General features: G+C 42.7%; 7 protein-coding genes and 1 pseudogene. 7 read left to right on the forward strand and 1 reads right to left on the reverse strand.

Features of this window, described 5'->3' with window-relative positions; all coding sequences use genetic code 11:
- Positions 1-94: 94 nt before the first annotated feature.
- A pseudogene (locus tag GX654_17310) lies at positions 95-771 on the reverse strand (septal ring lytic transglycosylase RlpA family protein).
- Positions 772-1,072: 301 nt separating this feature from the next.
- Between GX654_17310 and GX654_17315 the strand changes: the two are divergent.
- From GX654_17315 to GX654_17345, 7 genes are all read left to right on the forward strand, one after another.
- Positions 1,073-2,911, forward strand: coding sequence for a transglutaminase domain-containing protein (locus GX654_17315; GenBank protein ID NLD38622.1), 1,839 nt, complete (start codon positions 1,073-1,075; stop codon positions 2,909-2,911).
- Entirely contained in the window at positions 2,908-4,857 is a 1,950-nt protein-coding gene (locus tag GX654_17320; GenBank protein ID NLD38623.1) for a transglutaminase domain-containing protein, read from the forward strand. The genes GX654_17315 and GX654_17320 overlap by 4 nt, the downstream gene beginning before the upstream one ends.
- Positions 4,858-5,266: 409 nt before the next feature.
- On the forward strand, positions 5,267-7,219 hold the full coding sequence (locus GX654_17325) for a hypothetical protein (GenBank protein NLD38624.1): 1,953 nt from the start codon (positions 5,267-5,269) through the stop codon (positions 7,217-7,219).
- Between the two features lie 363 nt (positions 7,220-7,582).
- On the forward strand, positions 7,583-8,872 hold the full coding sequence (locus GX654_17330; GenBank protein ID NLD38625.1) for a hypothetical protein: 1,290 nt from the start codon (positions 7,583-7,585) through the stop codon (positions 8,870-8,872).
- A gap of 99 nt (positions 8,873-8,971) precedes the next feature.
- On the forward strand, positions 8,972-11,620 hold the full coding sequence (locus GX654_17335) for a valine--tRNA ligase (protein ID NLD38626.1): 2,649 nt from the start codon (positions 8,972-8,974) through the stop codon (positions 11,618-11,620).
- On the forward strand, positions 11,613-12,455 hold the full coding sequence (gene nadC / locus GX654_17340) for a carboxylating nicotinate-nucleotide diphosphorylase (protein NLD38627.1): 843 nt from the start codon (positions 11,613-11,615) through the stop codon (positions 12,453-12,455). The genes GX654_17335 and nadC overlap by 8 nt, the downstream gene beginning before the upstream one ends.
- Before the next feature lie 207 nt (positions 12,456-12,662).
- Positions 12,663-13,652 (forward strand): formate--tetrahydrofolate ligase (locus GX654_17345; GenBank protein ID NLD38628.1); only part of this gene is annotated, 990 nt, incomplete at its 3' end.

Consider the following 13,652-nt stretch of genomic DNA (forward strand, 5'->3'; position numbering starts at 1 on the left):
GCCCCCCCCCCCCCAAATTAAAGGCGGTTATAGATGTAAATCTTAAACCGCCTTGAGATTATTAATGATGGGGACTTCCTGTTTGACCAAATCCTTATTCGATTTCCTCTACCTCAATAGCCTCAACCAGCACCCTGGCTGTTCCATTCTTATAATATCCCAGTTTTTTGCTGCACCCTCGCTGAGGTCGATTATCCTGTTATCTACAAAAGGGCCGCGATCATTTACCCTTACTATTATTGATTTTTTGTTTTGAAGGTTTGTAACCCTCACATAGGAGGGAAGGGGAAGGTGCTTGTGGGCGGCATTAAGACCGTCAGGGTCAAATGCCTCACCATTTGCGGTCATGTGCCCTCCCTTCTTTTTCATGGTCTCTTCGCCATACCATGAGGCAATCCCCACCTCCTTATATTCTCCTGCCTCTTTGAGGGACATTGGGACGTATTCCCTGCCATTAACAACATAGGGGGCCATTTTTACACGACCCTGCGCTATTGCCTCTTTTGGAGAGAGGCCATCAATAGACTCAAGCCCATCATTGGTAAAAGGCCAGTCGACAGGAGCCTTTACCACATTAAAGGTGAATTTCCCGATTTTATAAATGACCTTGCTAGTGCCGTATATGGTTTTTGTTGCCAGCTTTGTCACCTTATACGGCGCTGTCACTATAAGATACGATGCAGCAACAAAACCGCATGATGATAATAATAAACTGGAAAAACCCAAAACAAGAATTATACAAAAGGGCCTGAATCTTTTTTTTGATCGCATATCATTACCAGATTGAATTTATTTTACCCACAATTCACGGGAATGTCTTGATTTGACGCTCAGCGACTTAATGCAAGACATGATGGATACGGACAAAAATATATATCACATTTTTCCTTCAAGCTCCCCAATAATAAAACAAGGCGGCCAAATATAATAGCAAACCGAAATACAATAATATGGTTGGGTGAATTCAGATTGACATGCAACACCAAACTCCATATACTCCGTTCCCTAAAACGGATTCTTATCAAAGACAAATAAATTAATTCTTTTCCATACACAACGGTAATTAAAAAAAATGAAGCCTCGAAAAAGACTTGTTTTCTGTTTTACCCTTCTTGCTGTTTTCGCTGCGAACCTCAGTCATGCTGCTGAGCCGGATGTAGCTTATCAGAAAAAAATCACATATGATATACGTAAAAAAGGTAATGATTCATACTACTCAACATCTGACATTAAGGAGCAGTATTTATTTCTTAGTGAGCGGTCAATCCGAAATACCCAGTTTTATATCTACGAACACTACTTTGAAAAAATAAGTAACCTGAAAGTGAAATTCCGCAATAAACTATTAAAAAAAGATTATATATCCACAGGGTTAATTGATTATAAGGATATATTTATCTCGGATACTAAATTCCACAAGATAAATCTCCCCGATGATATTAAACAGGGAGATATCGCGGTCATCAGTTATAAACAAGAATTCGAAGATATCGCCTTTTTACCTATCGAGATCATTCCGAATATAGATTCTGTTAAAGCCTATGACCTTATTTTTAATCACCCTGAAAATATAAGAATAGATTTTGAGATAATTTCTTCTCGCGAATCTACAGATTATAATATCGACCGTACTCATCCCCGGAAGACAACCTTATCCTTTAATCCATTTAACTATCAAAAGCCTCTCTTTTATTACCCATATAATGATTTTCAGGCGGCAATTCTTATTAAAATCACTGATAATGGAAGGGCTGTTACACCTCATAACCCGGAAGATTTCCTCAACTGGTATGGGAGCCTGGTTGATTTAACTCCCAGATTCAATGTCAGCCCGGAAGATCCACTCGGTGTGGAAATAAAAAAGGCTCAGTCACCCCTTGAGAAACTGAAGATAATTCACGAATATGTCCAGAAGAATATTCGTTACATCGCTGACTACCGTTACTCAAATGCCTATACACCACGAGAACCTTCCTTTACCTTTAAAAATAATTACGGGGACTGCAAGGACAGGGCATATCTCATATCTGCAATCGCGAAATTCTATGGTATTGATGTTGATATGGCACTGGTGAACACTGAGCCTTTTCCACCCTTTAAGGGTTTGCATGTGACAGAGTTTAACCATGTTATCTGTGCCTACAATGATGGCAGACAAATGTTATATTTCGATCCAACAGCAAAATATTGCGAATTCGGAAATCTGCCTGAAGGTGTTATTGGAAAACAGGCGTTCATATTGAACAGGGAAAAACCGCGTTTTGAGGTTATCCCCGCTCCTAATTTTAATCCGTCAATGGAGATAGATATCTCTGGAGACCTGTCACGACCGGAAAATTGCTCTGCAGTTGTAGTATTGAGAAATAATTACTTCCATGACGCAATCTATTCCGAAACCGAATTGACCGGTGTTGAGCAGAAAAATATCCTATCCAAAATGGTATCCTTGAATCTATACAGGATTATACTTGATGATTTTCAACAAATAAAAAAAGAGAACAACTCCCTCACACTTCGTGCAAAGGCTGATTTGTCCAATTTTATAATATCCTCCACAACAAAAAAATATATACCCAAAACAGCATTTCTCATGATAAATAAAGAGATCCTTGACCGGAAAAAGGATGATTATTTAGTTCAACTGGAGTCCAGGAACTACATCAAGATGAAAATAGATTTAGATATATCTGGATATGAAGCAGATGTGGAAGAGTTTGTACTGGGTAAAGAGGGGAGTACCTTTTTCTCTTCATCTACTCTTAAGGGGGACACCAATCGGTTATCCATTTTATATAATTATCAGCAGTCTGAGAAACAGTTAAATTTTGAAAAAAAAGAGGGCATTTTAAAATTTTGTGATGAATATTTAACGAGCAAAAAGGAGATGTTTATCATGAGGAGCAAAGAATGAGACGATCTATTATTTTATTATTTACTGCATTGCTTGTAACTTCCGGTGTAGCCTCTGCAGCTCCAAAACATGGTTCTCGTCTTGCAGTCCCAAGCCTGTCCATACCTGCAGAAGAGGTGGATTTCACCGCTTATGAAAAAAAATATGGTGATCATGACGGTGTGTTCCTCAATAATGAGTATCTGCTTGAGCATACGAACAAGTATGCTTGTTACAAGGTTTTTATAAAAAAATACATGGTTTTAAATCCGGATAATGAGAACCTGACCACATTTGAACTGAGAACCTATGGAGAAGATCTCTCAACACTATATCTGCGTATTACCTATCCGAACAGGGAGGTCAAACAGTTTGGATACGATGACCTTCATCAGGAGAAAACATCTGAAAATCAGATCACATATAAATTTGTCTATCCTAATGTGACTAAGGGAACGATCATAGAAGAAGGATATGAACTGACTCATACCTATCATCGGCAGAGCCATAGTATTAATACGCAGTTTTCCATTCCCTGTGAAAAATACAGGTTCAGCTATAGATTTCCATCCCGATGGACGATTCAGACAAAAAAAATCTCCGATTATCAGAATGTCAAGGTCAATTTCACTGAAGAAGGAAAAACAAGCACAATATTATATTCGGCTGATAATATACCTGCCTATATAGAAGAACCATATGCCCCCTCTTTGGTGGAACAGGGAAAATGCTTTCAATTCCAGGTGATCCAGGAGATGAAGACGGCGGTAGAATGGACGGCCCCGCTCTCATGGGATGAGGCCGTTGAGGGTTATGTAGTGTACGCAACGAAAAAAGGCGAAATAGTCGGTTCCAAAGTGGCTAAGACAACAAATGAACTGATCAAAGGGATAGAAGACCCAGTAGAACGTATGGATACCATCATCACCTATCTGCAGGAGAATATTGAACCTTCCAGCGATAAAAACGACTTCTATCACAATATTTTAAAGAAGAAAAAGGGGAACCCACTGCGCATAACAGGACTTGCGCAGGCAATGCTTCTGGAGGCAGGTATCGATGCCAAGTATCTCCTTCTTCATTCGGTAGAACAGGGCTACTTTGATGAGACCTACATCTCATCTACTCAAGTTTCAAGTCCGGCGGTTGGAGTAAAACTTGACAATAAAACCTATGTATTGTTTCCCTACTTCAAGATTCCCGTCGGCTATATTCCGGAAAACTTTCAGGACCAGAAGGCTGTGGCGATAGATATAGGTAAAGGGGGTTTCTACAGTCCTAAATACCTTATTGAAATATGGGACGTTCCTGTGGAGATAGAGACTAATAACCGGATTGAGGAATCTACTGATTTAGCCATCGATGAGGAAGGTCTTATTCACGTAGCAGAAGAAAAAATGTTTTATGGAAATCTCGCAATCAATTTCCGTGAGCTGTTTAAAAATTTAAAGGAAGATGAACAAAAGAAGACAGTTGAGAAACTGCTTGCCTATGATGAAGGTGTTGCGGAACTGACTTCATTTGAGATAGTGAACCTTGAAGAATATAAAAAACCTTTAAAGGTTAAACTGGTGTATAAACTTGACAACCTGGTTACACTGCTTCCTGATGAAATTATCTTTCAAACAGGAGGCTTATTCTCACCATCTTCAGGGGCTACATTTAAAATCGATTCTAAAAAACGTTATAATCCCATTAAAATACCATATGATGAAAAGGTTATAAAAAATATAACTATCCACTTCCCGGAGTCATGGACCCCCACTACCCCCTTAAAGGATGTCTCCTTTTCAAATCGATTTGGTGAGATAGATGGTAAATATTCAGTAGAAAAAGGGAAGATAACAGTTACGCAATCCCGCTCTCTGAAAAGAAACAGAGCGCAAAAAGAAAAAATTGAGGAACTGTATGAAGTTGCAGGTCCCCAATCCAGACTTTTTATCCCCTCAATAGTTTTTAGTAATTAATAAAATTCAATGGGGCATGTAATAATTCGGATTAACTGCCATTTTCTAACTTTATTAGTTTCTTCCTTGCCTGGTATGCATAATTTGAATCCGGAAAATTATCTAAAAGATACTTGAGGATTCCTATTGCATCTTCGGTTTTATTCAATCCCCCATAGCAAGCAGCTTTTAAATATGTCCAATAAAAAGGGAAAATCCTTAAATATTAAAATAAATTGACATATTGATATGGTATGAGTTAGATATCCCATGATAAGAATAGCCAGAGAATCAAGTTATTATAATAGTTAAAGATGTCCCCATCACGATCAGCTCCTGGAATAGATGAAGAAAAATTATTCATAAACAGGTAAGAGACACTGAAAATATCTTCAGCATAATTTTTCTAAAATCAGACAAGGAGAATCTCATGTCCTTAAAAAAAATAATCATAACTGTGGCTATTTTGCTCTTTATAGTTGTTTTATTATCAACTCTGTTTTTCTCACAGGATGGTAATGATCAATCCTTTGCCAGTGGCAGGGTATTATATTCTGAGAAATTTGATGCAGAAAAATCAGGGGAATTGATGTTTAAAGGGCATTTGCTTTTTGGTAATGATGGGGCATGGGCAGGGAGCCTTGAAAATGGCAGGTACATACTTGAAAACAGCTCTGATAACAGCGCTGTCAGGTATTACTATTTTTCGCCCGATACAGGCCATTCATTAACAAATTCCAGAATAAGCGTGGAAGTAGATGGGAGTTTTTCAAAAAATGATTTTGATTCCGGGGCAGGGCTTATATTTGATCTTGATTCAGGAACAAGGTTTTATCTGGCATTTGTCATCATGAACCAGAATGAGTATGGAATTATTAAGAGGGATGAAAATGGTTTTAAGATAATGATGCGAGGCACTCACAGTGCAATTGTGAATGGGAAACCCAACCGTCTCTCCATAATATCTGAAAAGGAGAAGGTAGCCTTCCTTATTAATGAACAGGAGATAGGATCTCTTGGGCACAGATCGGGTGAAGCAAATGGCATTGGGCTTCTGGCCCTTGGAACCGGCAGGTTTATATTTGACAATTTTATCTTTGCCTCCATTGAATCTGATCATCTCATATCAAAAGACAATAGGGGTGAAGACAAACAGGCAGTCACGGTGAGAAAAAGCGACTCTATCAGCCTGTTACCTCTTTCACCTCCAAAAGGTTTTACACCTGTGGATACTAAGGCAGGAAATGGTCAGGCCTGGTTATACAACAGCAGGGGAGCAGCCTCTTCCAGGGAGGCATTAATGGAGACATTAAACCGGCTTCGGCAGAGTCAGATGAATAATATTATCCTCTATTCTGCTGTAGCTGATATTAACGGCCTTGAAATCAGAACACTTTTTGGTGCTGATACCCCTTCAGGAGAGGTCAGGGGAATGATAATTTCAGCTAAGGATGATACAGGTTTTATATCAGCATGTCTATTTGACTCCCCCGCAAGCCTGGGGGCTACACTTAATCTCCTTATTCAGGGGGTTTCAAGGCATCTGCCGTCCTTGTACAGCGAAAAGAGGTCACCACAGGATATAAAATGGAGACAGGCCATGATTCCTGATGGCAGTGGAACAATGATGCTTCCTTCGGACTGGCAGGTGATGGGTGGAAGTAAAGGCATGGTGGATGCCGGCGGCCAGGATGGAAGCAGGGTGAGCCTTGGCATCTGGACACCTGTGCTTGCTCAGGCTGTTGATCCCTATTACACTCAATTTCCTGGAGGAGCCAGCCTGATATCCGCTCCATATACTGATCCGGTCACTGCCCTTCAACAGGTGTTCCCCCAGATGCTTCCAGGCACACCGCAGAAGATACTCCGGTTTTATTCCAGCAGCCCGACACCCTGGCCGAATAACGGGCAGGCGGCCTATTGTCATTTTGACTGGCAGCTTGGTGAAGGGGAGCAGGCCCTAAAATTCACAGCCTTTGCCCTCGTAGGCATTATGCCTGGCATGGGTCAATGGACCTTTTATATTTCTATTGTCTCTACTCCCCCGCAACTCTTTGCCGGTAATCTGCCCATGCTTCTTGAGATATGGAAGAGCTGGGATGTTGCTGATTATGTCCATCAAGAGCGCCTGAGCAATGCCATGAATGATATGAAGGAGATCAATAATATACTAAACCAGTCATACAATAACCGGCAGAACGCTCAGGATCGTATTGCTGCCAACTGGACAGAGGTGATCCGTGACCAGACATTTTTTAAAGACAGTGCGCTTGGGGATCATTATGAAGTGCCACTGACCGCTGTGCAGGATTGGACAAGGGCGCTTAATGAAAGAGCGGGTTATGAACGATATCATCATGTCCCGCTGCGTGATATCAGATAGTCTCCAGTTTTTATTTGAAAACATCTGTTCAGAGAGTCAGATTGAGACTTGAATAATGTTGAAGTAAAAGAGTTTTTAATATAAGGCCATGCGTTTAAAGCCCATTTCAAATCTTTTATCCCTATCGTATGGGCGAGATGGCTGAGGATAAAGATTTGACTGTTTTAATTTAAACACAAGGCATTTTAACCCACACTGCGGTAACCGGGCCAGTTCAAATATAAACCTTTAATGCGCTTGACAGGATTGTTGGATATATGCTAACAAATTGTGCTGTTTATTGTTGTTTTTACTCATATTTCGGCGGTTTACCGGATTAAAAGATACAAAAACGATTTTACCTTCCTTCACAGGAGTTCCAACATGGACAAGGATGATAATCTGTTTGAAGATGAGATCAAAGAAAACATTGATTTGCTTGATATAGGCCTTGACGACCTCACTGATAATACAGGTGAGGCTACCGGCGAGGGAGATGATGAGGGCGTTATTGAGCTTACTGATCTGCTAGAGAAGGGGGGTGCAGAGCTTTTCGAAGAGGATGAAATATTAAAAGATGATATAAGGTTTACGGATGATCTTGTGGGTTTCTCGGATGATTTGATCGAGACAGAAACAGATAAAAAGGGAGGGTTTGATGATCTCCTTCTTGAGGCTGATATCTCTGCCCCTGCTGATGACCTCGGATTAAACCTGACTGAAGAGGGTCCTGATGAGCTTCTACCGGACGAAAATCTGCCGGATGATTCCGGCACGACTCCTTCAGATTCAGACATTACAGGTGATCTATTTGAAAAACTGCTTGAGGATACTGTGCTTGATGAGTTGACAGAGGATACTGAAGAATTGCCCGAGGTTAGAAAGGAATTTATCCTGGAACCTGAGGATTTTTCAGACCTTGAAAGCGCTCTTGAAGAGGAGCCTATCTCCGATGAAAAGATTGTTGACAATCCGGCTCCTGTGAGTGTTCAGGGAAACCTTTTCAGGGATTTTGACACAGGCGCACCCGCAACTGAAAAAACAGAAGGAACTGATTATGAACAGACTGCCGGGCCTGATATCTTTGGGGGTGATCTTGAAAAGACTATTGCCTCTTCTGACGATGATTCTGACAGTAAACCGCTCTGGGGGACAGATGATGATATTAATACCGAAGCCGTGTCTATTTTAGAAGAGATATCCGCTGATGATGAAAAGATAGAATTTTCAGGTGTGGATGAAGGGGATCCTGGTTATGTGCACCTGGATGATATACAGCTTGATGGCAAGGTGCTTGAAACCATTTTCCCGGATGAGGTTGCCACAGAGGGTGTTATTGTATCATCTGCATCTGCTGATTTAACACTGGCTGAGAGCCAGGATTTGCTCTTAAGAGATGTAGATCAGCCTGATACAGCCCCACCTCTGGATTCTGTTCAATCGGAGATCCCGGTTATTGATGACTCTGGACCTGAGGATGAGATCCCTGCTGTACCTCTTAAAACAACCATGCAGCCGGCAATATCGGAAGAGCGGATCGAGGAGATAGTAACAAAGGTGGTAACTGAAGTAGTGGAAAAGGTTGCACGCGAGGTCTTTAAGGATGTGGCCGAAAAGGTTATTTCAGAGGCCATCGAGGGTTTGAAAAAAAGCCTTGAAGCTGAGTCAGAATAATTAGTGTTCATCCGGCTTTAGTTTTACCTATAAGGGGTTGCCGCAGTTGCGACCCCTTTTTTAATCAGTTTTAAGAATTTAGATTACAGGAGTTTTATGATGCCTGAAGAGATAATGGCAAAAGGTTATGAACCAAAGGATGTGGAAGAGAAGTGGTATGAATACTGGCTCAAAGAGGGGCTTTTCAGGGCTGAAGTCCCTTCTGATAAAAGGCCGTTCTGCATAGTTATACCGCCCCCCAATGTAACAGGCACCCTTCATATGGGCCATGCCCTTAACAATACATTGCAGGATGTTTTATGCCGCTACAAGAGGATGAAGGGTTTTAATGTACTCTGGCAGCCGGGCACAGACCATGCTGGTATCGCTACCCAGAATGTGGTTGAAAAGGACCTCATGAAAAGGAGCCTGAGCAGGCATGATGTTGGGAGAGAAAAATTTATTGAGCTTGTATGGGAATGGCGTGCGAAATATGGCGGACTCATAATCAACCAGCTCAAAAAGCTCGGCAGCTCCTGTGACTGGGACAGAGAGCGGTTTACAATGGATGAGGGGCTTTCAAGGGCTGTGAAAGAGGTTTTTGTAAGGCTCTATAACGAGGAGTTAATATACCGCGGTGATTATATCATAAACTGGTGCCCGAGGTGTCATACAGCAATTGCGGATATTGAGGTGGAACATGAGGACAGGGACAGCTTCCTTTACCACCTTAAATACAGGTTTGAAAACAGTGACAAGTATCTCGTAGTTGCCACCACAAGGCCTGAAACGCTCCTAGGTGATACTGCGGTTGCTGTAAACCCCGAGGATGAAAGATATCAGGACCTACCCGGCAAATATGTGCTGCTCCCTGTAACAGGCAAGGCCATACCTGTGATACTTGATAAGTATGTGGACAAGGAGTTTGGTACAGGCGCCCTCAAGGTCACACCTGCACATGACCCGAATGACTTTAACATCGGAAACAAGCATGGTCTTGAAAGGGTCAAGGTTATAGATGAAGACGGCAAAATGAATGAACTTGCCGGCAAATACAGGGGTATGGACAGGTTTGAATGCCGCGAGATGATTGTGGCTGACCTTGAAAAGGATGGCCTCCTTGAGAAAAAGGAGCCATACAAAAACGCAACAGGCCACTGCTACAGATGTAAGACCATGATAGAGCCGCTTCTTTCCAAACAGTGGTTTGTAAAGACAGAACCGCTTGCTAAAAAGGCAATAGAGGCGGTACAGAGCGGTAAAACAAGGATACTGCCAAAGACATGGGAGAATGTCTATTTTGACTGGATGAACAATATCCGTGACTGGTGCATATCAAGACAGATATGGTGGGGACACCGCATACCTGCATGGTTCTGCGACAGATGCGGTAACATGATGGTGGCAAAGGATGAACCAAAAACCTGCACCACATGCGGGAACACAGAGCTCAGACAGGAGACCGATGTGCTCGACACCTGGTTCAGCTCTGCCCTGTGGCCGTTTTCTACCCTTGGCTGGCCTGATAATACTGAGGCGTTAAGGATGTTTTACCCAACCTCAGCACTTGTAACAGGTTTTGATATCCTCTTCTTCTGGGTGGCAAGAATGATGATGATGGGGCTTCATTTTATGGGTGATGTGCCATTCTCTGACGTGTATATCCACGCCCTTGTCCGCGACGCAGAGGGCAAAAAGATGAGTAAATCAAAGGGAAATGTGATTGACCCCCTCATAGTAATAGACCAGTACGGCACAGATGCATTCAGGTTTACGCTCGCTGCATTTGCAGCACAGGGCAGGGATATAAAATTATCTGAAGAGAGGATAGAGGGTTACAGGCATTTTATTAACAAGATATGGAACTCGGCAAGGCTTGTGCTTTCAAACCTCAAGGGGGATGAAAAAGATAGCGCTGATACAGTGCTTTCGCTTCCTGACAGGTGGATACTTGCAAGGCTTGGTGAAGTGGGGAGGGATGTATCTATCGCGCTTGAAGAATACCGCTATAATGATGCAGCGGGCCTGGCATACCAGTTTGTATGGCACGAGTTCTGCGACTGGTACCTTGAGATGGCAAAGGAGTGGCTCTACAGCGAAGATAAACAATTGAGTCTTTCTGTCAGGTGCACCCTTGTAAAGCTCCTGTCAGGGATCATGAGGATACTTCACCCGTTTATGCCATTTATTACAGAGGAGATATGGCAGAGGCTCCCCGGCGCATCAGGCAGCATCATGAAGGCAAGTTTTCCTGTGCAGGCCGATTACCCTGTTGATGACACTGCTGTGAAAGAGATGGCCTTTATTATGGGTGTAATAAACAGCATCAGAAATATCAGGGGTGAGATGAACATCCATCCATCCAAAAAGGTGGATATACATGTGTCCATGCCTGATGATGCCCGGAGGGGAGTAATTAAGGCTAACATAAACTACATTAAGAACCTTGCAAGGGTGGAGCACGTCAAACTCGAAAAGGAGCTTAATAAGCCTGAGGCATCTGTAACAGCGGTATACGAGGGCAATAATATCCATATCCTGTTAAAGGGGGTTATTGATGTTAAAGAGGAAAAGGCCCGGATAAACAAGGAGATAGCAAAGATTAAAAAAGAGATGGATGTTTCTGAAAAGAAGCTTTCAAGCAGCGGATTTCTTGAAAATGCCCCTGCGGATGTTGTTGAAAAGGTAAAAGAAAAGGTTGCTTTGTCAACAACCCAGTTGAATAAACTTATGGAAAGCCTTGCTTTTTTCGAGGGGATAGATGCTTAAGGATCATATACTGATTGACCGGATTATTAAAAATGCCCTTGCAGAAGACCTTGGCCCTGGTGATCTCACAACTGACGCTATTATAGGGCAGGATATTATTGGCAGGGCAGTGCTTGAGGCAAGGGAGGATATCATACTTGCCGGGCTACCTGTCTTTATGAGGGTATTTTCCATACTTGATCCCTTGGTCACATTTGAGACATTTTATAATGACGGGGAGAGGGTCCCTGCGGGGAAAATAGTCTGTGCCATAAAGGGTGGCATGGCCGTTATCCTTAAGGCAGAGCGGACCGCCCTTAATCTTATTCAGAGGATGAGCGGTATTGCCACCATTACGAGCCATTATGTTGAAAAGGCAGGTTCTGACAGGGTAAAAATCTTGGATACAAGAAAGACTGCTCCTGGCCTGAGGCTGCTTGATAAGTATGCTGTACCCATAGGAGGGGGGCATAACCACCGTTTTGGTCTTTATGATGCGATACTTATCAAGGATAACCATATTGCGGTTGCTGGGGGTATCAGGAAGGCAATAGAGGCAGCAAGAACAAAGGCTCCTGACGGGATCAAGATCGAGGTTGAGGTAGAGGATATAAACGGCCTCAATGAGGCCATTGAGGCAAGGGCCGATATAATCCTTCTTGATAATATGCCTCCTGAACAGCTTAAAAAGGCGGTTAAACTGGTTGCCGGAAGGGCGCTCCTTGAGGCATCTGGCGGGATAACTATCGAGAATATCAAAGAGATTGCAGCGACAGGGGTGGATATGATCTCTGTGGGGGCGCTCACTCACTCTGTAAGGGCCGTTGACCTCGGACTTGAAATTTCAAGCCTGTAAACCTTCAATCTTACTCAAAAAATTGTTTGTGTCAGGCAAGATTTTGCTTGATTCATTTCCTTTCTACCTGTATTTATATGGGGTTATTTCATGGGATGTTTGTAACTGATCATGCCCTGATACGGTAAAGGTTATTTGACATTTTACCCGGAGATAATACTAAATTTATGACGCTATACAGGTTAAACAATGAAAGGAGAATTTAATATGAAGTTAGATCCAACCAAGCTTGCTGATTGGCAGATCGCCCAGGAAGCAGAAAAGACTATGAAGACAGTATACGAGGTCGGTGAAACCTTTGGACTCTTAAAAAATGAGCTCCTCCCCTATGGCCATTATTTTGGCAAAATAGATTACAGGTCAGTGCTTGACAGGACAAAAGACAAACCGGACGGAAAATACATCGATGTTACAGCGGTAACCCCCACGCCCCTTGGAGAAGGCAAATCAACATCAACAATGGGCCTTGTCCAGGGTCTTGGCAAAAGGGGCAAAAAGGCATCTGCGGCTATACGTCAGCCATCAGGCGGCCCCACAATGAACATTAAAGGTTCTGCGGCAGGCGGCGGTCTGGCCCAGTGTATCCCCCTTACAGAGTTTTCACTCGGGTTTACCGGCGATATCAATGCCATTATGAATGCACACAACCTTGCAATGGTCGCCCTTACATCACGTCTCCAGCATGAAAGAAACTACAATGATGAACAGCTTTTAAGGCTCTCAAAGATGCCCAGGCTGGACATTGACCCGACAAAAGTTTCAATGGGGTGGGTTATTGACTACTGCTGCCAGGCATTGAGAAATATCATCATCGGTATTGAGGGAAGCGGTAATTCAGATGGTTTCATGATGAAGTCAAAATTTGCAATAGCTGTTTCTTCAGAGGTTATGGCCATTCTTGCTGTTGCCAAAGACCTTAAAGACATGCGTGAACGCATGGGCAAGATCGTTGTAGCATATGACAAGAAGGGCAAACCCATTACCACAGAAATGCTTGAAGTTGCCGGCGCAATGACAGCATGGATGGTAGGCGCCCTTAACCCGAACATCATGCAGACTCTTGAAGGCCAGCCGGTTCTGGTTCATGCAGGCCCCTTTGCCAATATAGCTATCGGCCAGAGCTCAATTATTGCTGACCAGGTAGGCCTCAAGCTCTCTGAATACCATATAACAGAATCAGGTTTTGGTGCTGATATA

Source organism: Desulfatiglans sp. (assembly GCA_012513605.1).
Taxonomy (GTDB): domain Bacteria; phylum Desulfobacterota; class DSM-4660; order Desulfatiglandales; family HGW-15; genus JAAZBV01.

Bases quoted from the DNA above. Each gene is read 5' to 3' on its own strand.
- nadC (NLD38627.1), top strand. From the start codon at position 11,613: ATGCTTAAGGATCATATACTGATTGACCGGATTATTAAAAATGCCCTT.
- GX654_17320 (NLD38623.1), top strand. From the start codon at position 2,908: ATGAGACGATCTATTATTTTATTATTTACTGCATTGCTTGTAACTTCC.
- GX654_17325 (NLD38624.1), top strand. From the start codon at position 5,267: ATGTCCTTAAAAAAAATAATCATAACTGTGGCTATTTTGCTCTTTATA.
- GX654_17315 (NLD38622.1), top strand. From the start codon at position 1,073: ATGAAGCCTCGAAAAAGACTTGTTTTCTGTTTTACCCTTCTTGCTGTT.
- GX654_17335 (NLD38626.1), top strand. From the start codon at position 8,972: ATGCCTGAAGAGATAATGGCAAAAGGTTATGAACCAAAGGATGTGGAA.
- GX654_17330 (NLD38625.1), top strand. From the start codon at position 7,583: ATGGACAAGGATGATAATCTGTTTGAAGATGAGATCAAAGAAAACATT.